The organism is Pseudomonas sp. MH9.3 (genome assembly GCF_034354675.1).
Classification (GTDB): domain Bacteria; phylum Pseudomonadota; class Gammaproteobacteria; order Pseudomonadales; family Pseudomonadaceae; genus Aquipseudomonas.
Genome location: NZ_CP133785.1, coordinates 1526744 through 1550573, shown reverse-complemented (window position 1 = coordinate 1550573; position 23830 = coordinate 1526744). Strand labels below are relative to the sequence as shown.

22 protein-coding genes are annotated in these 23830 nt (G+C 62.7%); 13 read left to right on the top strand and 9 right to left on the bottom strand.

What is annotated here, in order from left to right:
* Positions 1-197 precede the first annotated feature (197 nt).
* From RHM60_RS06415 to RHM60_RS06400, 4 genes are read left to right on the top strand one after another with little or no spacing between them, the layout of a single operon-like run.
* Positions 198-671 (top strand): MarR family winged helix-turn-helix transcriptional regulator, encoded by a 474-nt coding sequence (locus RHM60_RS06415; RefSeq protein ID WP_209982935.1) that lies wholly within the window; start codon positions 198-200, stop codon positions 669-671.
* Positions 668-2119 carry an efflux transporter outer membrane subunit gene (locus RHM60_RS06410; protein ID WP_322213981.1) on the top strand — a complete coding sequence of 484 codons (1452 nt, stop codon included), beginning with the start codon at positions 668-670 and terminating at the stop codon, positions 2117-2119. The genes RHM60_RS06415 and RHM60_RS06410 overlap by 4 nt, the downstream gene beginning before the upstream one ends.
* A 15-nt stretch (positions 2120-2134) precedes the next feature.
* Positions 2135-3337 (top strand): efflux RND transporter periplasmic adaptor subunit, encoded by a 1203-nt coding sequence (locus tag RHM60_RS06405; protein ID WP_209982931.1) that lies wholly within the window; start codon positions 2135-2137, stop codon positions 3335-3337.
* Positions 3337-4866: a DHA2 family efflux MFS transporter permease subunit gene (locus tag RHM60_RS06400; RefSeq protein ID WP_231422823.1), complete on the top strand. Its 1530-nt coding sequence runs from the start codon at positions 3337-3339 to the stop codon at positions 4864-4866. The genes RHM60_RS06405 and RHM60_RS06400 overlap by 1 nt, the downstream gene beginning before the upstream one ends.
* A 72-nt stretch (positions 4867-4938) precedes the next feature.
* On the opposite strand, the gene lpxH is transcribed toward RHM60_RS06400, so the two are convergent.
* Positions 4939-5688, bottom strand: coding sequence for a UDP-2,3-diacylglucosamine diphosphatase (lpxH, locus tag RHM60_RS06395; protein WP_322213979.1), 750 nt, complete (start codon positions 5686-5688; stop codon positions 4939-4941).
* Positions 5685-6188, bottom strand: a complete 504-nt coding sequence (locus RHM60_RS06390) for a peptidylprolyl isomerase (RefSeq protein WP_322213978.1) — start codon at positions 6186-6188, stop codon at positions 5685-5687. Before RHM60_RS06390 ends, lpxH begins: the two co-directional genes overlap by 4 nt.
* 260 nt (positions 6189-6448) lie before the next feature.
* Between RHM60_RS06390 and RHM60_RS06385 the strand changes: the two genes are divergently transcribed.
* The 4 genes from RHM60_RS06385 (at position 6449) to RHM60_RS06370 (ending at position 11800) form a co-directional block, all read left to right on the top strand.
* On the top strand, positions 6449-8149 hold the full coding sequence (locus RHM60_RS06385; RefSeq protein ID WP_322213977.1) for a glutamine--tRNA ligase/YqeY domain fusion protein: 1701 nt from the start codon (positions 6449-6451) through the stop codon (positions 8147-8149).
* A 19-nt stretch (positions 8150-8168) separates the two neighbouring features.
* Positions 8169-9551: a cysteine--tRNA ligase gene (gene cysS / locus RHM60_RS06380; RefSeq protein ID WP_322213976.1), complete on the top strand. Its 1383-nt coding sequence runs from the start codon at positions 8169-8171 to the stop codon at positions 9549-9551.
* 246 nt (positions 9552-9797) lie between these two features.
* Entirely contained in the window at positions 9798-11000 is a 1203-nt protein-coding gene (locus RHM60_RS06375) for an MFS transporter (RefSeq protein ID WP_322213974.1), read from the top strand.
* Positions 11001-11488: 488 nt separating this feature from the next.
* The gene (locus RHM60_RS06370; RefSeq protein ID WP_322213973.1) at positions 11489-11800 is read left to right on the top strand and encodes a hypothetical protein; all 312 of its coding nucleotides are present in this window, start codon (positions 11489-11491) and stop codon (positions 11798-11800) included.
* A 39-nt stretch (positions 11801-11839) separates the two neighbouring features.
* On the opposite strand, the gene RHM60_RS06365 is transcribed toward RHM60_RS06370, so the two are convergent.
* From RHM60_RS06365 to RHM60_RS06335, 7 genes are all read right to left on the bottom strand, one after another.
* Positions 11840-12178 carry a Na+/H+ antiporter subunit G gene (locus RHM60_RS06365; RefSeq protein ID WP_209982912.1) on the bottom strand — a complete coding sequence of 113 codons (339 nt, stop codon included), beginning with the start codon at positions 12176-12178 and terminating at the stop codon, positions 11840-11842.
* Positions 12175-12453, bottom strand: a complete 279-nt coding sequence (locus RHM60_RS06360; protein WP_010209507.1) for a K+/H+ antiporter subunit F — start codon at positions 12451-12453, stop codon at positions 12175-12177. Before RHM60_RS06360 ends, RHM60_RS06365 begins: the two co-directional genes overlap by 4 nt.
* A complete protein-coding gene (locus RHM60_RS06355) occupies positions 12450-12938 on the bottom strand; it encodes a Na+/H+ antiporter subunit E (protein ID WP_322213972.1) in 489 nt (162 codons plus the stop codon). The genes RHM60_RS06360 and RHM60_RS06355 overlap by 4 nt, the downstream gene beginning before the upstream one ends.
* The gene (locus RHM60_RS06350) at positions 12935-14617 is read right to left on the bottom strand and encodes a monovalent cation/H+ antiporter subunit D (protein WP_057007547.1); all 1683 of its coding nucleotides are present in this window, start codon (positions 14615-14617) and stop codon (positions 12935-12937) included. The genes RHM60_RS06355 and RHM60_RS06350 overlap by 4 nt, the downstream gene beginning before the upstream one ends.
* A complete protein-coding gene (locus tag RHM60_RS06345; RefSeq protein ID WP_003192163.1) occupies positions 14614-14958 on the bottom strand; it encodes a Na+/H+ antiporter subunit C in 345 nt (114 codons plus the stop codon). Before RHM60_RS06345 ends, RHM60_RS06350 begins: the two co-directional genes overlap by 4 nt.
* Positions 14958-17879, bottom strand: a complete 2922-nt coding sequence (locus RHM60_RS06340) for a monovalent cation/H+ antiporter subunit A (RefSeq protein ID WP_209982906.1) — start codon at positions 17877-17879, stop codon at positions 14958-14960. The genes RHM60_RS06345 and RHM60_RS06340 overlap by 1 nt, the downstream gene beginning before the upstream one ends.
* Positions 17880-18030: 151 nt before the next feature.
* The gene (locus tag RHM60_RS06335) at positions 18031-18960 is read right to left on the bottom strand and encodes a DMT family transporter (protein ID WP_322213969.1); all 930 of its coding nucleotides are present in this window, start codon (positions 18958-18960) and stop codon (positions 18031-18033) included.
* Between the two features lie 92 nt (positions 18961-19052).
* Here RHM60_RS06335 and RHM60_RS06330 point away from each other — a divergent pair, with 92 nt between their 5' ends.
* From RHM60_RS06330 to RHM60_RS06310, 5 genes are all read left to right on the top strand, one after another.
* A complete protein-coding gene (locus RHM60_RS06330; protein WP_209982903.1) occupies positions 19053-19616 on the top strand; it encodes a helix-turn-helix domain-containing protein in 564 nt (187 codons plus the stop codon).
* Positions 19617-19770: 154 nt separating this feature from the next.
* Positions 19771-20967, top strand: a complete 1197-nt coding sequence (locus tag RHM60_RS06325; protein ID WP_209982900.1) for an SfnB family sulfur acquisition oxidoreductase — start codon at positions 19771-19773, stop codon at positions 20965-20967.
* Positions 20968-20979: 12 nt separating this feature from the next.
* Positions 20980-21306 (top strand): acyl-CoA dehydrogenase, encoded by a 327-nt coding sequence (locus RHM60_RS06320; protein WP_231422812.1) that lies wholly within the window; start codon positions 20980-20982, stop codon positions 21304-21306.
* Positions 21306-22685 (top strand): LLM class flavin-dependent oxidoreductase, encoded by a 1380-nt coding sequence (locus tag RHM60_RS06315; protein WP_322213968.1) that lies wholly within the window; start codon positions 21306-21308, stop codon positions 22683-22685. The genes RHM60_RS06320 and RHM60_RS06315 overlap by 1 nt, the downstream gene beginning before the upstream one ends.
* Before the next feature lie 371 nt (positions 22686-23056).
* Positions 23057-23824: an ABC transporter ATP-binding protein gene (locus RHM60_RS06310; RefSeq protein ID WP_322213967.1), complete on the top strand. Its 768-nt coding sequence runs from the start codon at positions 23057-23059 to the stop codon at positions 23822-23824.
* Positions 23825-23830 lie beyond the last annotated feature (6 nt).

Below are 23830 nucleotides of genomic sequence, written 5' to 3'. Positions count from 1 at the left end.
GATAGCGGTGTATCAGTCAGCTTATCTGCGGCTGACACACCGCCATCGGACGCAAACCCCCTTTTTATGGTTGATGGCATTTCAGCCATATCTCAGCTAGATACCAAGCAAGCTAATAATTCCATTTGACATTCGCTGCCTAAGCAGTAACATCTCGTCACACATTCGCTGCCTAGGCAGTAATAAGGTGACTTCCGATGACCCATTTCACCCCTGACAGCTTTCGCCACTGTCATCTCGGCTTGTTGCTGGGACGGGCGGCGTTGCTCAAGGACCGCATCATCGACACCCATATGGAACCCCACGGCGTCACTGCCGCGCAGTTCAAGGTGTTGATCATCATTGCCCAGTTCGACGTCGACACCCCGGCCGAGCTGTGTCGCAACCTGTCGCTGGACAGCGGCTCGATGACCCGCATGCTCGACCGCCTCGAACAAAAGGGCCTGCTGGTGCGCCAGCGTTCCGAGCAGGACCGGCGCCAGGTGCGGCTGGTGCTCACCGAAGAAGGCCAGCGCCTGGCGGACATGCTGCCGCACATCGGCGCGCAGTCGATGAACGAGTTGGCCGGCGCCCTGGAGCCCGGCGAGCTGCAGACCCTGGAAAAAATCCTCAAGAAAATCCTCGTTGCAGCGGGTGACGCCATCGTCATCCAGCGGGTAGGTACAGAATGAACACACGTGCGTTATGCCTGGTGCTGGTGGCCGTGAGCATGGCCGGTTGCGCCAACTACAGCGGCCTCGACACCCAGGGTCGGCGCCTCGACGCCAACACCCTGCAAACCGGCAAGTCCCTCGCTGGGGTGACGCTCTCGAGTGCGGCCTGGCCGGCGCCCGACTGGTGGAAGAGCCTCGGCGACCCGCAGCTGGACGGCCTGATCCAGGAAGCCCTGCGCAACAGTCCGGACATGCAAGTGGCCAGCGCCCGCGCCCATCAGGCCGAAGCGGCCGCCTATGCGGCCAACGCTGCGCGCCTGCCCACCGTAGATGCCAGCGCCGGTGTGAGCCGGTCGCGGCTGGCCCGGGACCAGGACCCGCGCGGCGAGGGCGATGCCTATTCGACCGTGCGCAACATCGGCGCCAGCTTCAATTACACCTTCGACCTGTGGGGTGGCCAGCGTGCCGCCTGGGAAGCCGCGTTGGGGCAGGCCCGAGCCGCCGAAGTCGACCAGCAGGCCGCGCGTCTGACCCTCGCCGCCAACGTCGCCAAGGCCTACAGCGACCTGGGCCAGGCGCATATCGTGCGTGACCTGGCCAATGACGACCTCAAGCGCACCCGCCAGATGCTCGACCTGAGTCAGCGCCGCCTGAACTCCGGGATCGACAGCCAGTACCAGTACCAGCAAACCGAAAGCCTGGAAGCCAGTAGCCAGTCGCAACTGATCGATGCGGAAAAACAGCTGCAGAGCGCCAGAATCGCCCTCGCGGTGTTACTCGGCAAAGGTCCGGATCGTGGCAATGAACTGGCCCGTCCCGCAGTGCTGCAACCCGCCGCCGTGGCGGTGCCTTCGGTGCTGCCTGCCGAGCTGCTGGGTCGTCGCCCCGACCTGATCGCCGCGCGCTGGCGCGTCGAAGCTGCGAGCAAGGACATTGCCGCCAGCAAGACGCGCTTCTACCCCAACCTCAACCTGAGCGCGAGCGCCGGGGCCGAGTCGTTGCTGGGTGATGCGATGTTCGGTTCGGCCAGCCGCTTCTTCAACATTGCGCCGACGATCTCGCTGCCGATCTTCGACGGCGGCCGCCTGCGCGCCGACCTCGATGCGCGCGACGCCGATTACGACCTGGCCGTGGCTCAGTACAACAAAACCCTGGTGCAGGCCCTGGGCGATATCGGCAGCACGCTCGCGCAACTGCGTGACACCGCGCGGCAGATCCAGGCCCAGCAACACGCGGCGGACATCGCCCGGCAGTCCTACGACACCGGGCTGCAACGTTACAGCTCAGGCATCGGGAATTACCTGGATGTGCTGAGCATCGAGCAGCAACTGCTCCAGGCCCAACGCCAACTGGCCAGCCTGAAGGCTGCGCAGATCGATCTGTCGATTCAATTGATGCAGGCCCTGGGTGGCGGCTACAGCGCCGCAGACGTTGCGTCGACCACCCCCGCTGCACGCACGGAATAATGTGAGGTATTTGTCATGGCCACCGCCGAAAACAGCAACGCAACAGAGCAACCCAAAACCGACAGCAACCCGCGCAAACGCAGGATCATGCTGGTCGGCCTGGCGCTGATCGTCATCCTCGGCGCCCTGGGCGTGTGGGGCTGGTATGAGTTTTACGGGCGCTTCAATGAAAGCACCGACGACGCCTATGTGAACGGCAACGTGGTGGAAATCACCCCGCTGGTCACCGGCACCGTGGTCAGCATCGGCGCCGACGATGGCGACCTGGTCCACGAAGGCCAGGTGCTGATCAACTTCGACCCCAACGACGCCGCCGTCGGTTTGCAAAGTGCCCAGGCCAACCTGGCCCGCACCGTGCGCCAGGTGCGCGGCTTGTACAGCAATGTCGATGGCATGAAAGCCCAGGTCAACGCGCAGAAGGCCGACGTGCAAACCGCCCAGGACAACTACAACCGTCGCAAGACCCTGGCGCAGGGTGGGGCGATTTCCCAGGAAGAGCTGTCCCACGCCCGTGACAGCCTGACCGCCGCGAAAAATGCCCTGACCAACCTCGAGCAACAGCTCAAGACCAGCAATGCCCTGGTGGACGACACGGTGATTTCCTCCCACCCGGATGTGCAGACCGCCGCTGCGCAACTGCGCCAGGCCTACCTGAGCAATGCGCGCAGCACCTTGATCGCGCCGGTCACCGGCTATGTGGCCAAGCGCACCGTGCAACTGGGCCAGCGCGTGCAGCCCGGCACCGCGTTGATGGCGGTGATCCCGCTGAACCAGCTGTGGATCGATGCCAACTTCAAGGAAACCCAGCTGCGCGACATGCGCATTGGCCAGCCAGTGGACATCGAGTCGGATATCTATGGCAGCGACGTCAAATACAGCGGCACCGTCGACAGCCTCGGCGCCGGCACTGGCAGCGCGTTCGCCCTGCTACCGGCGCAGAACGCCACCGGCAACTGGATCAAGATCGTGCAACGGGTGCCGGTGCGCATTCATATCAACGCCGAAGAGCTGGCCCAGCATCCGCTGCGTGTGGGCTTGAGCACCGTGGTCAATGTCGACCTGCACGACAAGAGCGGTCCGGTGCTGGCGCAGCAGGCGCCGCAAAAGGCGACGTTCACCACCAATGTGTATGACCGCCAATTGGCCGAAGCCGATGCCATGATCAGTCAGTTGATCCATGACAACAGCGTCGCCGCTCCCAAGGCAGCGCAACGCTGATGAGCAATAACGCCTCCTTCACGCCGCCCAGCCTGCTGATGGCCACCATTGGCCTGTCGCTGGCGACCTTCATGCAGGTGCTCGACACCACCATCGCCAACGTGGCGCTGCCGACCATCTCCGGCAACCTTGGCGTGAGTTCGGAGCAGGGCACCTGGGTGATTACCTCGTTTGCGGTGAGCAACGCGATTGCCTTGCCGCTCACCGGCTGGTTGAGCCGGCGCTTTGGCGAGGTGAAGCTGTTTTTGTGGGCGACCATGCTGTTTGTGCTGGCCTCGTTTATGTGTGGCATTTCCACCTCGATGCCCGAGCTGATCGCGTTTCGTGTGGTGCAGGGGCTGGTCGCGGGGCCGTTGTACCCGATGACCCAGACCTTGCTGATTGCGGTTTATCCACCCGCCAGGCGGGGCATGGCCCTCGCGTTACTGGCGATGGTGACGGTGGTGGCGCCGATTGCCGGGCCCATCCTTGGCGGCTGGATCACCGACAGCTACAGCTGGCCGTGGATCTTCTTTATCAACGTGCCGATTGGCGTCTTTGCGGTGATGGTGGTGCGTTCCCAGTTGAAGAAACGTCCAGTGGAAACCAGTTACCAGCCGATGGATTACATCGGTCTGCTGAGCTTGATCGTCGGGGTCGGCGCCTTGCAGGTCATCCTCGACAAGGGCAATAACCTGGACTGGTTCGAATCGGACTTCATCATCATCGGCTCGGTGATCTCGGCGGTTGCCCTGGCGTTTTTCGTGATCTGGGAAATGACCGACAAGCACCCGGTGGTCAACCTGCGGCTGTTTGCCTACCGCAACTTTCGGATCGGCACCATCGTGTTGATCGGGGGTTATGCTGCCTTCTTCGGCATCAACCTGATCCTGCCGCAGTGGTTGCAGACCCAGATGGGCTACACCGCCACCTGGGCGGGTCTGGCGGTGGCGCCGATTGGCATTCTGCCGGTGCTGATGTCGCCGTTCGTGGGCAAGTACGCGAACAAGTTCGACCTGCGTCTGCTGGCGGCGCTGTCGTTCCTGGCCATGGGGTTGAGCTGTTTCATGCGTGCGGGCTTCACCAGTGAGGTGGACTTCACGCATATCGCGCTGGTGCAGTTGTTCATGGGTATTGGCGTGGCGCTGTTCTTCATGCCGACCCTGACCATCCTGATGTCCGACCTGCCACCGAGTCAGATTGCCGACGGCGCGGGGCTTGCGACCTTCCTGCGCACCCTGGGCGGCAGCTTTGCGGCCTCGCTCACCACCTGGATCTGGATTCGCCGAGCGGACCAGCACCATGCCTACATGAGCGAGAACATCAACACCTACGACCCGGCCACCCGCGATGCGCTGCAGGCGCTTGGCGGGGCAGGGCAGAAAGCCTATGCGCAACTCGACCAGGTCGTCACCAGCCAGGCGTACATGATGTCCACCGTGGATTACTTCACGCTGATGGGCTGGCTGTTCGTGGCGTTGATGTTGCTGGTGTGGCTGGCCAAGCCGCCATTCGGCGCCAAGGCCGGGCCGCAGGCTTCCGGGCACTGATCTGAGCCTGTACCGGGTCAAAAAGTGGGAGGGAGCAAGCCCCCTCCCACATTTGATTGTTGTGTTCTTGCGTCAAGCGCCTGGCAGGGCCAGCTGTGGGTTCACAAAATCAAACGCCGCCAGCGCAAACCCTTGCTCATCCACCTGCAACGCCCAGCCCTGCCTGTCCCAATCCCCCAGCACAATGCGCCTGGCCGCCTGGTCGCCAATCTGCAGCTTATGGATGGCCGGGCGGTGCGTGTGGCCGTGGACCAGGGTGCGCACGCCAAATTGCTGCATCACCTGCGGTACTTCGTCGGGGGTGACATCGACAATGTCGTTGGCCTTCATCCGCGTTTGCGCGCGGCTTTCGCTGCGCAGCTTTCGCGCCAGCTTGTGGCGTGTGCCCAGAGGCAGGTGGCGCAGGATAAACAGCACAATCGGGTTACGCAGGATGCGCCGCAGCTTCATATAGCCGAGGTCGCGGGTGCAGAGGCTGTCGCCGTGCATCAGCAGCACGGGTTCGCCGTACAATTGCACGACACTCGGGTCCTTGAGCAAGCTGGCGCCTGCGGCTTTGCAGAACGCCTTGCCGATCAGGAAATCGCGGTTGCCGTGCATGATAAAAATCGCGGTGCCGCTGTCGCTCAGTTCGCGCAGCGCGTCACAGATGGAACGCTGGAACGCGGTCATCCCATCGTCGCCAATCCAGGCTTCAAAGAAGTCCCCCAGAATGTACAACGCCTGGGCACCACGGGCGCGGCCGTGGAGCAGATCCAGAAACGCCCGGGTAATGTCCGGGCGTTCCTCTTCCAGATGCAAATCTGAAATCAGCAATATCACCCAACGATCTCGGCTTTCTCGACGATGACGTCTTCTACCGGAACGTCCTGGTGACCGGCTTTACCGGTGGTCTGCACGCTTTTGATCTTGTCAACGACGTCCTGGCCTTCGATGACTTTACCGAATACCGCGTAGCCCCAACCCTGCACGTTCTTGCCGCTGTGGTTGAGGAAGGCGTTGTCGGCGACGTTGATGAAGAACTGCGCGGAGGCTGAATGCGGCTCCATGGTACGGGCCATGGCGACGGTGTACTTGTCGTTGGAAAGGCCGTTGTCCGCTTCGTTCTGGATGCTTGGACGCTTGTCTTTCTTCTCTTTCATGCCCGGCTCGAAACCGCCGCCCTGGACCATGAAGTTGCCGATGACGCGGTGGAAAACCGTGTTTTCGTAGTGGCCGGCCTTTACGTACTCGATGAAGTTGGCGACGGTGATCGGCGCTTTCTCGGCGTTCAGCTCGATGAGGATGTCACCGTGGTTGGTGGTCAGTTTGACTTGAGTCATGTTCACTACTCTTTTCAGGGAATTCGTGGGTTTGGGCGTTTGAACGCTTTACCTGTCTGGCCAAACGGCGGCCAGGGCGCGCAGTTTAGCGTGCCTTGCAGGAATTTTGAGGTGGTTTTTTACCGCGCCTGTCATTAAAGCAGCAATTAAAGCAGCAGTTTTCGGCCGTGCCCTGTCAGGTGGTTGACCGCTTCGGCTATGATAAGCCCTTTGTTTTATCTGGCCTCACCCGGCCACGAACCTGTCTGTTCAAGGATCCTATGAGCAAGCCCACTGTCGACCCTACCTCGAATTCCAAGGCCGGACCTGCCGTCCCGGTCAATTTCCTGCGTCCGATCATCCAGGCGGACCTCGATTCGGGCAAGCACACGCAGATCGTCACCCGCTTCCCGCCAGAGCCCAACGGCTACCTGCACATCGGTCACGCCAAGTCGATCTGCGTGAACTTCGGCCTGGCCCAGGAATTCGGCGGTGTCACGCACCTGCGTTTCGACGACACCAACCCGGCCAAGGAAGACCAGGAATACATCGACGCCATCGAAAGCGACATCAAGTGGCTGGGCTTCGAATGGTCCGGTGAAGTGCGCTATGCGTCCAAGTATTTCGACCAGTTGTTCGACTGGGCCGTCGAGCTGATCAAAGCCGGCAAGGCCTATGTGGACGACCTGAGCCCGGAACAGGCCAGGGAATACCGTGGCACCCTGACCGAGCCAGGCAAGAACAGCCCGTTCCGCGACCGTTCGGTAGAAGAGAACCTCGACTGGTTCAACCGCATGCGCGGCGGCGAGTTCCCGGACGGCGCCCGCGTGCTGCGCGCCAAGATCGACATGGCCTCGCCGAACATGAACCTGCGCGACCCGATCATGTACCGCATCCGCCACGCCCATCACCACCAGACCGGCGACACGTGGTGCATCTACCCCAACTACGACTTCACGCACGGCCAGTCCGACGCCATCGAAGGCATCACTCACTCCATCTGCACCCTGGAGTTCGAAAGCCATCGCCCGCTGTACGAATGGTTCCTGAGCAATCTGCCGGTACCGGCGCAACCGCGTCAGTACGAGTTCAGCCGCCTGAACCTGAACTACACCATCACCAGCAAGCGCAAGCTCAAGCAATTGGTGGATGAAAAGCACGTGCACGGTTGGGATGACCCGCGCATGTCCACCCTGTCGGGCTTCCGCCGTCGCGGTTACACCCCGGCGTCGATCCGCAATTTCTGCGAGATGGTCGGTACCAACCGTTCCGACGGTGTGGTCGACTTCGGCATGCTCGAGTTCAGTATCCGCCAGGACCTCGACGCAAACGCGCCGCGCGCCATGTGCGTGCTGCGGCCGTTGAAAGTCGTGATCACCAACTACCCTGAAGGCCAGGTCGAAAACCTCGAGCTGCCGCGTCACCCGCAAAAAGAAGAGCTGGGCGTGCGCAAGCTGCCGTTCGCGCGGGAAATCTACATCGACCGTGACGACTTCATGGAAGAACCACCAAAAGGCTACAAGCGCCTGGAGCCGAACGGCGAAGTGCGCCTGCGCGGCAGCTACGTGATCCGCGCCGACGAGGCAATCAAGGACGCCGATGGCAACATCGTCGAACTGCGCTGCTCGTACGACCCGGACACCCTCGGCAAGAACCCTGAAGGCCGCAAGGTCAAAGGCGTGGTGCACTGGGTGCCGGCTGCGGCCAGCATCGAGTGCGAAGTGCGTCTGTATGATCGCCTGTTCCGTTCGCCAAACCCCGAGAAGGCCGAAGACAGCGCCAGTTTCCTCGACAACATCAACCCTGACTCCCTGCAAGTGCTCACCGGTTGTCGTGCCGAACCCTCCTTGGGCGACGCACAGCCGGAAGACCGTTTCCAGTTCGAGCGCGAAGGTTACTTCTGCGCGGATATCAAGGACTCGAAACCTGGTCGGCCGGTATTCAACCGTACCGTGACCTTGCGTGATTCGTGGGGCCAGTGATTCTGTTTAAGGAACTGTCGTGCTAACGATCTACAACACACTCAGCAAGACCAAAGAAGTCTTCAAGCCGCTGGATGGCAACAAGGTGCGCATGTACGTGTGCGGCATGACCGTGTACGACTACTGCCACATCGGCCACGGCCGCAGCATGGTTGCCTTCGACCTGGTGACCCGCTGGTTGCGGTTCAGCGGCTATGACTTGACCTATGTGCGCAACATCACCGACATCGACGACAAGATCATCAACCGCGCCAATGAAAACGGCGAGTCGTTCGACGCACTGACCGCGCGCATGATCGCCGCGATGCACGAGGACGAGGCGCGCCTCAACATCCTCAAGCCGGACATGGAACCGCGTGCCACCGATCACATCGCCGGCATGCACGCAATGATCCAGACCCTGATCGACAAGGGTTACGCCTACGCTCCGGGCAATGGCGACGTGTACTACCGCGTGGCCAAGTTCATGGGCTACGGCAAGCTGTCGCGCAAAAAGATTGAAGACCTGCGTATCGGCGCGCGCATCGAAGTCGACGAAGCCAAGCAGGACCCCCTCGACTTCGTGCTGTGGAAAGCCACCAAGCCCGGCGAGCCGAGCTGGGAATCGCCGTGGGGCGCCGGGCGTCCGGGCTGGCACATCGAATGCTCGGTGATGTCGACCTGCTGCCTGGGCGAAACCTTCGACATTCATGGCGGTGGCAGCGACCTGGAGTTTCCGCACCACGAAAACGAAATCGCCCAGAGCGAAGCCGCCACCGGCAAGACCTACGCCAACGCCTGGATGCACTGCGGCATGATCCGCATCAATGGCGAGAAGATGTCCAAGTCCTTGAACAACTTCTTCACCATTCGCGACGTGCTGGAAAAGTACCACCCGGAAGTCGTGCGTTACCTGCTGGTGTCCAGCCACTACCGCAGCGCCATCAACTACTCGGAAGACAACCTCAAGGACGCCAAGGGCGCCCTGGAGCGTTTCTACCACGCGTTGAAAGGCTTGCCCGCCGTGGCCCCGGCCGGCGGCGAAGCGTTCGTGGCGCGGTTTACTGAAGTGATGAACGACGACTTCGGTACGCCGGAAGCCTGCGCGGTGCTGTTCGAGATGGTGCGCGAGATCAATCGCCTGCGTGAGAGCGATCTCGACGCAGCGGCGGGCCTGGCGGCGCGCTTGAAAGAGCTGGCCAGTGTGCTGGGCGTGCTGCAGATGGAAGCCGATGACTTCCTGCAGGCCGGTGCCGAAGGGCGAGTGGATGCAGCGCAAGTGGATGCGCTGATCCAGGCGCGTCTGGCTGCCAGGGCTGGCAAAGACTGGGCGGAATCCGACCGTATCCGTGACCAACTGACCGCGATGGGTGTGGTGTTGGAAGACGGGAAGGGCGGGACGACGTGGCGGTTGGCCGACTGACGGTGGGTGGCCGTGCGCTGAATGAAAAACGCCCCGACTGGTTCGGGGCTTTTTTTTGATCCCTGGCGCCACGCAGCGCGGGAGCCATCAATCTCCAAGGCTAAATGGCTTGCCCGTGCTTGAACGCGGTTGGCACCTGCTATTCGCCTTGAGGGTGACATGCGGTGCGGGAAAAAAGGTAGGGTGTGGCGGTAGCTATACCGGCCCGAACGGTCGATTTTTGAAAAACCGGAATTTGGGATTGTCGTGAGTCGTTTTGAAACTGTAGGAAATACCGCTGTGCAACCTGCCTCCTGGTGGGCTGTCGGCAGCGTAGCGCTGGGCTCCTTTGCTACCGTCACAACCGAGTTTCTGCCAGTAGGTCTTCTGCCGGATATTGCCGCTGAGCTGAATGTCAGTATCAGCCATGCTGGATTAATGATGGCGGTGCCGGGTTTGCTGGCGGCCATTTCAGCCCCTTCCTGCATTGCGCTGTTCAGCCACATCGACAGAAAGCGGATTTTGCTCACGCTGCTGTCGATATTGCTGGCCTCCAACTTGATCGTGGCGCTGTCCGGGCAGTTCTGGCTGACGATTGCCGGGCGGGTGCTGCTTGGTTTCGCGCTGGGTGGGTTCTGGACGATTGCCGGGTCATTGGGGCCACGGCTGCGGTCTGGTCGAGAGGGCGTCAGCGCAACGTCCTACATTCTCGCGGGGGTATCGCTGGGGACGGTCGCGGGGATTCCGGCCGGGACACTGTTGGGCGAAGCTTTTGGTTGGCGTTCCGCCTTTGAGGCCGCAGCGGTCATGACGCTGCTGGTCGGGGTGCTGATTCTGCTGTGTCTGCCTGTATTGCCGGGTCACCGCACGGCGGGCATGCGCCAGATGCGCTTGCTGGCGAGTGAAGGCGCGATCCTGCGCAGGTTTGTCGCCGCGCTGCTGATCTACGTCGGACACTTCGCGGCCTACACCTATCTTGCGCCTTTCGTGCATGAGCAGGCCGGCATTGCGGGGCAGACGCTGGGAGCGTTGTTATTCGCGTTTGGCCTTGCGGCTGTAGCGGGGAACCTGGTGGGTGGTGTGCTGGCCGCGCGTGGAGCGCCGCTGTCGGTATTGATCATGACCCTGCTGATGCTGGTCGCGCTGACTGCGCTGCTGCTCTTTGCCGCCAATCCGTTATTGCTCTGGCCCTCGATCCTGCTGTGGGGCTTCGGTTTCGGCATGATCCCTATCACTACGCAGATCTGGTGTTTCGATGCCTCCAATGGACGCGTCGAAGGCGTGCAGGCACTGCTGGTATGTGTGGTGAATTTATCGATTGGCGGCGGCGCGTTCATCGGAGGTCAGGTTTCCGGGTATGGCGGCTTCACTGCAGCCATCGTCACGGGCGTCGTCGGTGCGTTTTCGGCCATGGTGGTCGTGCTGTTTTCATTGTCCAGACCCAAGGCAAAACCTCTTGAGACGTTATGAAATATGGAACCTGCAACGTCAGCCTTGCCACTGAGCGAGTGGGCCTTTCGGGCCTGTCAATCAGTGAGCGGAGAAGAGCCGAAAAATGTTGAATCCAACAGTGACGGGTTTTGTAGGTGGGCAAGTACGTTATGCCTCAAATCAGTTGCATATGCACCGCAGGCCTGCCGCGTTCGAAGCAGACATTGCTGCTGTCAGGCAGATGCTGAACGAGTGGCTTCGTGTAACGCCAGACGCCAGGCTTCATATGGCGTCAGGTGTCATTGACAGGTTGAAGGTGTTTCGAGAGAGCGTAGGGGACGCGGCTTTCAAGAACAATGTTAATAAGCTGATTCATACAGTGAACGTCTACGTTCAGTCCCATACCCATCATTCTCCAGAGCCCGTGCCAGGCCTCGGTATGGGACATCGGCATGCCTTCCACAGACCTGCACTGCGTAACCCGCAGCGTTTTAATCAACACGCCCCCGCTCAGCGGGTGAGTCACCATGACTTCTACACCGCAAGGAGTAACCCTGGCCGCCGACCTGGTGTTGGTAACGAGCCCGGCAACATCTGGAGCGGTTTCAGCCCTAAAAGCGGCAATGATGAGATTCGGTCAGAAGCCCGCTGATATTTTCAGCGAAGTCAGAGCCGAGGGCGATGGCTATAGGGTGGTGATGCGGGATCACGGCGTGCCCATCAATGGGAGAATAGTGGGGCACCCCCTTGCCGTTATTAACGGACGTGAAGAGGTGTGGGGCAGGCAAGGCGGGTATCCACCTACCAAGGGTTACGCCAACGCATTGGCTTTGGTTTGAGGAGAGGCCCCCACCTGTTTGACTGTGTTTGCCTGCAGATCAGCGGCGGCTGCTCACCTCCGCAGGTACATCGTCGCCAGCCATGCGTTTACGGAACAACGCCGTGCGCGCCAGCAGCAGCGTGGTGACCGGCACCGTGATCGACAGCAAAATCGGAATCAACCACCCGTGCAGCACCGGCCCGGACTTGAGCACCGAAAAGTAGATAATCGACGCCAGCGCCACACACCAGGCGCCCAGCGTCGAGGCCAATGCCGGCGGGTGCATGCGCTGGAAGAAGTCCTTCATGCGCAACAACCCCAGCGCGCCGATCAGCGCAAACACACTGCTTGACACCAGCAGCACCGCCACCACGATCTCCATCCACATCGGCATCATTCAATCACCTCCCCACGCAGCAGGAATTTGGCCAGGGCGAACGAGCCCACGAAGCCGAACAGTGCAATCAGCAACGCCGCTTCAAAGTAGGTGTCACTGGCATAACGAATGCCCAACACCAGCATCATCAGCATCGCCAGGATGTACAGGTAGTCCAGCGCCAGAACGCGGTCCTGGGCCGACGGGCCCTTGAACAGGCGGATCAGGGTCAGCACCATGGCCAGCGAGAACAGGAACAGGCTGAGCAGGATCGCATTGGAGAGCAGGGCGCTCATTCGAAGATCTCCATCAGGGGGCGCTCATAGGTGGACTTGAAGTGTTCGATAAACGGCGCTTCGTCCTCCAGGTCGAACACGTGCAACAACAGCACGCTGCGGTCCAGCGCCAGTTCCGACCAGATGGTGCCGGGCACCACGGTGGTGATCATCGACAGCGCAGCGAGGCCGTTGGGGCTGCGCAGGTCCAGAGGGATCCTGACAAAGCGCGAGCGCGGTGGACGCGAGCCGCACACCAGCACGCCCCAGGCCACTTGCAGGTTGGACACAATCACATCGCGGCCCACCAGCAAAAACAGGCGGATGATCACGCCAGGGCGGCGCAGGCTGATCGGCTGCGGACGCAGCGGCGCCATCATCAGCGGGGCGAGAAACCCCAGCAGCGCGCCGAGCAACAGATTGCCGGGGCTCACCGACAGGTTGAGCACCAGCCACAGCACCCACAGTGCCAATGACAGCCACGGCGCAGGCAGCAAGCGCTTCATGGTTGCACCTCCAGGGCGGCGGCCTTGCCTTCGGGGCTCGGCACCGGGCGCGTGGCCATTACCGCCATCACGTAGCTCTCGGGGTTGTTCAGGCTCTTGGCGGTCGCCAGGGTATAGCGCATCAACGGCTCGGCCTTGAAGGTCAGCGCGATGCACAGGCCCAGCAGCAGAAAGATTGGCACGCACTCATAGCGGCGCAGCAGCGGCGACGGGCGCTCTTCCGGGGTCCAGAAGCGCTGGGTGCCCAGGCGCGCAAAGGCAATCAACGAGGCCAGGCCCGAGAGGATCAACAGGGCCACCAGGCCCCAGGCGGCCGGACGGATCGGCTCATTGACCGCATTGCCCAGGCCCAACGGATTGACCAGCGCACTCAACAGGCTGAGCTTGCCGATAAACCCGGACAGCGGCGGCATGCCGATAATCAGCAGCGCACAGGCGACAAAGCTCAGGCCGAGGAACGCCATCGTCCACGGAATCACCTGGCCGACCACGGCTTTCTGTTCGTCATCGAGGTTGACGCCGGGGCGCGGATGCAAGGATTCCATGGCCTTGGGCAGTGCGTCGATTTCTTCATCCAGCGGCAGGTCATTGGCCGAGCGCGAGCGCTCGATCAGCTCCGCCAGCAGGAACAGCGCACTCAAGGCCAGGGTCGAACTCACCAGATAGAACAGCGCGCCAGCCGTCAGGCTGGGCTGGGCAAAACCCACCGACGACAGCAGGATGCCGGCCGACACCAGAATGCTCAGGCTGGCCATGCGCTCCAGCCGTTGTGCCGCCAGCATCGCCAGCGCCGCGCAGACGATGGTCGCCATGCCGCCGTACACCAGCCAGTCGCCGCCGAACAGCGCTGACGCACCGGCCTGGCCGGAGAACAGCAGGGTCCACAGGCGCAGCACGGTGTACACGCCGACCTTGGTCATGATCGCGAACATCGCCGCCACCGGTGCACTGGCCGAAGAGTAGGCCGGCGCCAGCCAGAAGTTCAGCGGCCACATGCCGGCCTTGGCCAGGAACGCCGTGGCGAGGATCGCGGTACCGGCGTGCAACAAGCCACGGTCAGCCTCCGGCACCAGCGGAATTTTCAGCGCCAGGTCGGCGAAGTTCAACGTGCCGGTCACGCCGTAGATCATCGCTGCGCCAATCAGAAACAGCGACGAGGCCAGCAGGTTGATCGCAATGTAGTGCAGCCCCGACGACACTCGCGCGCGGCCGGAACCGTGCAGCATCAGGCCGTAGGACGCGGCCAGCAGCACCTCGAAGAAGACGAACAGGTTGAACAGGTCGGCGGTGAGAAACGCGCCGTACAGGCCCATCAACTGGATTTGGAACAGCGCGTGGAAACTGGTGCCGGCACGGTCCCAGCGGGCCATGGCGAACATCAGTGCGCTCACGCCAATGATCCCGGTCAGCACCAGCATCAGCGCCGACAGTTGATCCACCACCAGCACGATGCCGAACGGCACCTGCCAGTTGCCCGGCAGGTACACGCCAATGGAGCCCGGGCCACCCTGTTGCGTCCAGTACAGCAGCAGAGCCGCCACGCCGACGCCGAGCAGGCTCGACAGCAGGTTGATCTTGGCCTTCAGCGGGCGGCGCTTCTCGCCCAGCATCAGCATCAGCCCCGCCGTGAGCAACGGCAGCAGAATCGGTGCGACGATCAGTTGATTGACCCAATTCATTCCTTGGGCTCCCGGCCGTCGACATGGTCAGTGCCGGTCAGGCCCCGAGACGCCAGCAACACCACCAGGAACAGCGCGGTCATGGCGAAGCTGATCACGATGGCCGTGAGCACCAGCGCCTGGGGCAGGGGGTCGGTGTAGTTGAGCAGGTCCTGGGGCACGCCGTCCTTGATGATCGGCTCCTTGCCGATAAACAGGCTGCCCATGCTGAAGATGAACAGGTTGACCCCGTATGACAGCAGGCACAGGCCCATCACCACCTGGAAGGTCCGTGGCCGCAGGATCAACCAGACGCCCGAGGCCGCCAGCACCCCAATGGCAATTGCAATGACTTCTTCCATCAGGCGGCTCCTTGTGTTGCGGCAACCACTTTGGCCTGGTTACTGGGTTTATGGGCGCGCACCGATTGGTGACCCAGGGCGGTGAGCATCAGCAGGGTCGAACCGACCACCATGGCGTACACGCCAACATCGAAGAACAGCGCGCTGGCGACGTGAATATCGCCCAGCACCGGCAGGCTCAAATGCCAGGTGTGGGTGGTGAGGAACGGGTAACCGGCAAACAACGCGCCCAGCCCGGTGAGGGTGGCCGAGAGTAGCCCGAAGCCCATCCAGCGCATCGGCCGCAGGTTCATCTGCGCCTCCACCCACTGGGTGCCGGCCACCATGTATTGCAGGATAAACGCCACCGACATCACCAGGCCTGCGACAAAGCCGCCGCCCGGCTGGTTGTGGCCGCGCATGAACAGGTAGAACGACACCACCATCGCAATCGGCAGCAGCAGGCGCACCAGCACCGCCGGCACCATCATGAAGCCCAGTGCGGTGTCGCTGGCCTGGCGCGGGTTGACCAGATCGGTGGCCACGTCCGGCGCCAGCTGACGCTGTTGCGTGGGCAGTTGCATGCTTTCCTTCGAGGGGCGGAAGCGTCGCAGCAGCGCGTATACGGTGAGCGCCACGGCGCCGAGCACGGTGATTTCGCCCAGGGTGTCGAAGCCACGGAAGTCCACCAGCATCACGTTGACTACATTGCTGCCGCCGCCTTCGGGCAGGGCACGGCTCAGGTAGAACGAGGAGATATCGTTGGGCGTCTGGCGGGTCAGCATCGCGTAGGACAACAGCGCCATGCCGCCGCCCACCGCGCTGGACAGCAGGAAGTCGCGCAGGCGGCGGATGCGCGCCTTGCGCAGCGTGCTCGGCAGCGGCGAGACCTCTTCGATCCGCCTCGGCAACCAGCGCAGGCCGAGCAGAATCAGCACGGTGGTCACCACTTCGACCACCAGTTGGGTGAGTGCCAGGTCCGGTGCCGAGAACCACACGAAGGTGATGCAGGTCATCAGGCCGCACACGCTGACCATGGTCAGGGCCGCGAGTCGGTGGTACTTGGCTTGCCAGGCGGCGCCCAGGGCGCAGGTGATGGCCAGTACCCACAGGGTCACGAACACCACCGAGCCAGGGATTTTCGGCCGGTCGCCCCAGGTGAGGCCGCTGCCCAGCATGGGGATCATGGCGCCGATCACCGCCACCAGCACCAGCAGGAACAGCTGGGTCTGCAGGCGCTTGGTGCTCAGGCGTTTTTCGATTTTGCGCACGCCGCGCATCATCACCACCAGGCTGCGCTCGAAGCCGCGCTTGCCGTTGAAGTAGCTGATCAGCGGCGGGTACTTGAAGCGCCCGCGCTTGAGTTGCTTGCGCAGCATCAGGTACAGCACCACACCGCCGGACATCGCCACCAGGCTCATGACCATCGGCGCGTTCCAGCCGTGCCAGATCGCCAGGCTGTACTCGGGCAACACGCCGCCCACCACCGGCAGCGCCGCCGCCGCGAGGAGCGGGCCGACCACCTGGGCCGGGAAGATCCCCACCAGCAGGCAGGTGAACACCAGCAGCTCGACCGGCGCGCGCATCCAGCGCGGCGGTTCGTGGGGTGTGTGGGGCAGGTCGGTCGCCGGCGGGCCGAAGAACACGTCAACGGTAAAGCGCAACGCGTAGGCCACACTGAACGTGCCGGCAATGGTCGCGATCAGCGGCAGGGCGATTTCCACCCATTCGGTGGACGAGATAAACACGGTTTCGGCGAAGAACATCTCTTTGGACAGAAAGCCATTGAGCAACGGCACGCCGGCCATGGACGCACTGGCCACCATCGCCAGGGTCGCGGTAAACGGAATCAGGCGCACCAGGCCGCTGAGCTTGCGGATATCCCGCGTGCCGCTTTCGTGGTCGATGATGCCCGCCGCCATGAACAGCGAGGCCTTGAAGGTGGCGTGGTTGAGGATATGAAAGACGGCGGCGACCGCCGCCAGCGGGCTGTTGAGGCCCAGCAGCAGGGTGATCAGTCCGAGGTGGCTGATGGTGGAATAGGCCAGCAGGCCCTTGAGATCGTTTTGAAACATGGCGCAGTAAGCGCCGAGTACCAGGGTAATTGCGCCGGCACCGCCGACGATCCAGAACCATTCTTCGCTGCCCGACAGCGACGGCCACAGACGGGCCAGCAGGAACACGCCGGCCTTCACCATCGTCGCCGAGTGCAGGTACGCAGAAACCGGTGTAGGCGCCGCCATCGCGTGGGGCAGCCAGAAATGGAAAGGGAACTGCGCACTTTTGCTCAGCGCGCCCACCAGCACCAGAGCCAGCATCACCGGGTACAGCGAGTGCGCGCGAATCTGATCGCCCGCCGCCAGCACCTGATCCAGGTCGTAGCTGCCGACGATATGCCCCAGCAGCATCACCCCGGCCAGCAGGCACAGGCCGCCGGCACCGGTGACCATCAACGCCATGTAGGCGCCGCGTCGCGCATCGGCGCGGTGGTGCCAGTAGCCGATCAGCAGGAACGAGAACAGGCTGGTCAGCTCCCAGAAAAACACGATCTGGATCAGGTTGCCGGAGATCACCAGCCCGAGCATGGCGCCCATGAAGGCCAGGAAAAACGCAAAGAAACGCGGCACCGGGTCATCCGGCGACATGTAGTAGCGCGCATACAGCGACACCAGCGTACCGATGCCGAGCACCAGCATCGAAAACAGCCAGGCAAAACCGTCCATGCGCAGCACGAAGTTCAGGCCGAGGCTGGGCAGCCACGTGAATTCCTCGCGGATCACGCCACCGTAGGCGATCTGAGGGTAAAGCAGGGCGACCTGAACCGTTCCGACCAGCGCCACAAGGCCCGCCAGCAGCGATTCGGTATTACGTGCATTGTGCGGCAGCAAGGCCGCCAGACAGCTGCCAATAAATGGCAGAAGCAGTAGAACTATCAGGGACATAGGCTTCTAATCTGCGGGAGTTTGGGATGCATCATACGTGCCGCTTTCTCGATCACCAAACGCCAAGGTGTGGCAGGATCCTACAGAAGCGGTCGAATAATCTCATTTGGCAATATTTCAAGCCGCACCGTTCAATGTGGACGGTCCGCCCTCAGCCCCGCTGTTCCTCTTCCCGCGCATCCTGAAGTTCCAAGGCCTTTTGCCCCTTGGTCTTCAACTCGCTCACGATCACCGCCACCACAATCAACACCGCCCCCAGCATTGCAATCGGCGGGAAACGCTCCCCGGCAAGGCGCCCGACCACGCCTGCCCACACCGGCTCCCCCGCGTAGATCAGCGTGGCCCGTGTCGGCGAAACGCTCTGTTGTGCCCAGTTCATCGCCACCTGGATCACCGCGCTGGTCAGGCCCAGGCCTGCCGCGCTGAACAGCAGCAACCACGAGAACCCCGGCAGCGCCTCGCCCATCGGCACCACCATCAGGAACGACAGTAACGATGCGGTGGCCAGTTGCACCACCGTCACCCGGCGCACGTCCACCTGGCCTGCGAAGGCGCTGATCAGGATGATTTCGGCGGCAATCGCGACAGCGCCGATCAACGTGGCGATTTCCCCTGCGCTGAAATTCAGCGACGCGCCCGCCGGGCCAGTCAGCAGCATCAACCCGGCAAACGCCAGCATGATGCCAATGCTCGGCATCAACCCCGGGCGCCGGCCCAGCACCAGCCATTGCAGCAAGGGTACGAAGGGCACGTACAACGCGGTAATGAACGCCGACTGGCTGCTGAGGATGGTCTGCAGGCCGATGGTTTGCAAACCGTAGCCGAACATGATTGCCACGCCGATGAACACGCCGGCCTTCAGCTCGAACAGGGTCAGGTCGCGCAAGGTGCGCACGGAAAAGAACCCCACCACGATGGCGGCGGCGGCAAAGCGCAGCCCCACGAAGAACATCGGCCCGCTGACCGCCATGGCGTGCTGCACCAGCAAAAAGGTGCCGCCCCAGATCATGGTGATCACCACCAGGATGCATTCGGCTTTGCTGAAACGGTTGAAACGCGACGGGGAGTTCGGGGTAGTCATGGCGGCTCGGTCTTGCAAGGGAAGGGCACGGACCGCACAATGCGCCGCACGCTGGGCAGTATACTGCGCACACCCACCCATTGAGCAATATAGTGCACAAAGAAAATCCACACCGGGCCTCGGTCCTGCAGCACGTCAGCCAGAACGTGCGTCGCCTGCGTCACGCCGCCGACCTCAGCCAGACTGCGCTTTCGGAAAAGTCCGGGGTCAGCCGGCGCATGCTGGTGGCCATCGAGGCCGGCGAGAAAAACGTCAGCCTGTCCACCCTCGATCGCGTGGCCGAAGCGCTGGACGTGGCTTTCAGCGACCTGATCCAGGCGCCTGGTGCACCCGACCACAGCCGCATCAACGAGCTGGTCTGGGCCGGCGAGATTGCCGGCAGTAAAGCCGTGTTGCTGGCCAAGGCCACCGCGCGCCGCGAGGTCGAACTGTGGGAGATGCACCTGGCGCCGGGTGATCGCTACACCCCCGGTTCCGACCCGGACGGCTGGAGCGTGCAACTGTTCGTGTTCGAAGGCTGCCTCACCTTGCTGGTGGGCGCTGAAGAAAAGCGCGTCGCCGCCGGTGAGTTCTACATGTTCGCCAGCCGCCATGTGCACGACTATCGCAATGATGGCGAGGTGGCCGTGCGGTTTGTGCGCAATGTTGTGATCTGACTGTTGGTGCGGCAACAGTGGCTGAACACTTTGCTGGTTTCAGCCTCGTAAAAATCCCCGAATGCCGTGGCAAACGCCTGATTTTGCTGGTGATTACATTCAGGCACGACTCCTGCAATCACGCCGATAACCTATCGGAGCCTGGAGTCGGCCCATGTCAGCCCACCCTCAACACCCTGCCCACCTCATCCGCTCGGACGCCGAAGCCATCGAGGTCGCCACCCGCCTGGCCGCACGCTTTGCCGTCGAGGCCAGCGCGCGCGACCGCGAGCGTCGCCTGCCAGTGGCCGAGCTCGACGAGTTTTCCGCGAGCGGACTGTGGGGCATCACGGTACCCAAGGCCTACGGCGGCGCCGGTGTGTCCTATGTGACGGTGGCCGAGGTGATCAAATTGATCTCCGCCGCCGACCCGTCCCTGGGCCAGATCCCGCAGAACCACCTGGGCATCGTGGATATCCTGCAGCAAACCGCCAGCGAATCGCAAAAGCGCCATTACTTCGAAAAGGTCCTCGCGGGCTATCGTTTCGGCAACGCGTTCTCCGAAGCCAAGAGCAGGAACGCCGGCACCTTCGACACGCAGATTCGCTTCCACGGCGACACCGCGCAGGTCGACGGCGAAAAGTTCTACTGCACCGGCGCGCTGTTCGCCCATATCGTGCCCACCGTCGGCAACAACGAACACGGCCAGGCGTTTATCGCCCTGCTTGAGCGCGACGCGCCGGGCCTGAGCGTGATCGACAACTGGGACGGCTTCGGCCAGCGCACCACGGCCAGCGGCGGCGTGACCCTCGACGGCGTGACGGTGCCCCTGAGTGCGGTCATCCCGGCGCATGAGGCCTTCGACCGGCCGACCGCCCACGGCCCGATCTCACAGATTATCCAGGCCGCCGTCGACACCGGCATCGCCGTCGGTGCGCTGGAACAGGCAAAGCTGCACGCGCGCCAGGCTCGCCCGTGGATCGACAGCCAGCAGGACCACGGCTGGCAGGACCCTTTCACCATCGCCGGCATCGGTGACCTGCAATGGCGTGTGCACGGCACCGAAGCCATTCTCGCCCGGGCCGGCCGGGCGATCGACCTGGCGCTCGCCGAACCCAACGAAGACACGGTCGCCAACGCGTCGCTGATCGTGGCCCAGGCCAAGGTCCTGTCGGCTGAAACCGCGTTGCTCGCCAGCAGCAAGCTGTTCGAGCTGGCCGGCACCCGCTCGGTCACCGGCAAACACAACCTCGACCGCTTCTGGCGCAACGCGCGCACCCACACCCTGCATGACCCGGCTCGCTGGAAGTACCACCTGATCGGCAACTTCGTGCTCAACGGCGTAAAACCTGCGCGCCACGCCTGGAACTGAGGAACCCCGCCCATGACCGCCCTGAACCAAGCCCGCCAACTGCTGGAAACCACCCGGCGCTTCGTCGCCCGCAGCGACGACCCCTATGTGATCAGCCGCTTCGGCGACTTGCAGATCCGCGTCGACCTGGCCGCGGCCCTGCTTGAACGCGTCGACACCCACCCCAGCCCGGTGGCGCTCACCGAGGCGCATATCGCTGCCGCCGAGGCCCTGATCGCCGTGAGCAACGCCGAATTCGAACTGACCGGCCAACGCACCGCGTTGCCGTCGACCCTGGATGACCCGTTGCGCCACAAATACCGGGTCGTCGGCAACTATCACCTCAACGGAGTGTTTTGATGGCCCGTGAAATCCGCTTGAACGCCTTCGACATGAACTGCGTCGGCCACCAGTCTCCCGGTCTGTGGGCGCATCCGCGTGATCGTTCGTGGCAGTACAAGGACCTAGAATACTGGACGGACCTGGCGAAAATCCTTGAGCGCGGCAAGTTCGACGGCCTGTTCATCGCCGACGTGCTGGGCATTTATGACGTGTACAACGGCACGGGCGACGCGGCGATTCGCCAGGCGACCCAGGTGCCGGTCAATGATCCTTTGTCGCTGATCGCACCGATGGCGCTGGTCACTGAACACCTGGGGTTCGGCCTGACCGCCTCATTGTCGTTCGAGCACCCGTATCCGTTCGCCCGCCGTTTGTCCACGCTTGACCACCTGACCAAGGGCCGCATCGGCTGGAACATTGTCACGTCTTACCTGGAAAGCGGCGCCAAGAACCTCGGCCAGCAAGCCCAGACCGAACATGACGCGCGCTACGACTACGCCGAGGAGTACCTTGAGGTCTGCTACAAACTCTGGGAAGGCAGTTGGGAGGAGGGCGCGGTGCTGCGTGACCGTGAGCGGCGGATTTTCAGCGACTCGAGCAAGATTCACGAGATTCGCCATGTGGGCAAACACTTCCAGGTGCCTGGCATTCACCTGTGCGAGCCGTCGCCGCAGCGCACGCCGGTGCTCTACCAGGCCGGCGCTTCCAGCCGTGGCAAACAGTTCGCGGCCGAACAGGCCGAGTGCGTATTCGTCGCCGCACCGTCCAAGGTGCTGCTGAAAAAGACTGTCGCCGATATCCGCCGCCGCGCCGCCGAGGCCGGGCGCGACCCGAGCAAAATCCTGATCTTCAACCTGCAGACAGTGATCGTCGGCGAGACCGATGCCAAGGCCAAAGCCAAGTTCGACGATTACAAGTCCTATGTCAGCTACGAAGGCGCCATGGCGCTGATTTCCGGCTGGACCGGCATCGACTTCAGCCGCTTCCAGCCGGATGAACCGCTCAAGCATGTGCACACCAACGCTATCCAGTCGGCGGTGGAAGCGTTTTCCACGGCTGACCCGAACAAGGTCTGGACCCCCAATGAGCTGGCCGATTGGGTTGGCATCGGCGGCTTCGGTCCGCTGTTCGTCGGTGGCCCGCAAACCGTCGCTGACCTGCTGCAGGAGTGGGTGGAAGAGACCGACGTGGACGGCTTCAACCTGGCTTACGCGCTGACCCACGAAACCTTCATCGACGCCGTGGACCTGCTGGTGCCCGAATTGCAGAAGCGCGGCGTGTACAAGACCGACTACGCCCGGGGCACCCTGCGCGAAAAGCTGTTCGGCGACGGCGCCCGCCTGGCGCCCAACCACCCCGGCGCCGGCTACCGCGACCTCAAGGCAAGCGCGCTGTAACCGCCGAACTTTTTGGTGTGGCGAGCGGGCTTGCCCTGCGCTGGGCTGCGCAGCAGCCCCAAAACCAGCGTCCACGGAGTATCTGAGACACCGCAGTCGCCTTTATCGGGACTGCTGCGCAGTCCAACGCGGGGCAAGCCCTAATGCCGTTCAGTTAAGGAAATTTTGTGGGCTTATTGTGGCGAGCGGGCTTGCCCCGCGTTGGGGTGCGAAGCGCCCCCAATCAAGCAAAACGCGGTGTCCCTGATACGGCTCAGCGCCTGGCTTTGGGGCTGCTGCGCAGCCCAACGCAGGACAAGCCTGCTCGCCACAGAAGCCCTCTCTGCCGGGGGGGCGCTGGCCGACTCAAACCTGCAGCGGAGATCAACACCATGAACCAACCTGCCACACAACCCGCGCGCCCGGCGCTGCTGAGGGTCGACGACATTGAGGTGATCTACGACGGCGCGATCCTGGCTGTGGCCGGGGTATCGCTGAGCGTGCCCAAGGGCGCCATCGTGGCTTTGCTCGGCGCCAATGGCGCGGGCAAGAGCACCACGCTCAAGGCCATCTCGGGGCTGGTGCGCGCCGAGCGTGCCGAAGTCAGCCGGGGCGTAATCGAATACGCCGGGCAGGACCTCGCCGGTATCGACCCCAGCCTGCGTGTGCGCCAGGGCATGGTGCACGTGCTCGAAGGTCGCCACGTATTCGGCCAGTTGACCGTCGAAGACAACCTGCGCAGCGGCGGCTTTGTGCGGCGCTTGAGTCGCAAGGCCATGGCCCAGGACCTGGAGCGCATCTACAGCTGGTTCCCACGGCTCAAGACCAAACGCCACACCCGCGCCGGGCTCACGTCGGGGGGCGAGCAGCAGATGGTCGCGATTGGCCGTGCGTTGATGACGCGCCCAGAGCTGGTATTGCTCGACGAGCCGTCCATGGGCCTGGCGCCAATGATCGTGCAGGAGATCTTCGCGATCATCGCCCAGCTCAACCGTGAGCAGCAGGTGAGTTTTTTGATCGCCGAGCAGAACATAAACGTTGCGCTCAACTATGCGTCCCATGGCTACGTGCTGGATACTGGGCGCGTTGCCTTGAGTGGCAGCGCCGCTGAACTGCTGGCGCGGGGCGACCTGCACGATATTTACCTGGGCAAACAGTAAGGGCCA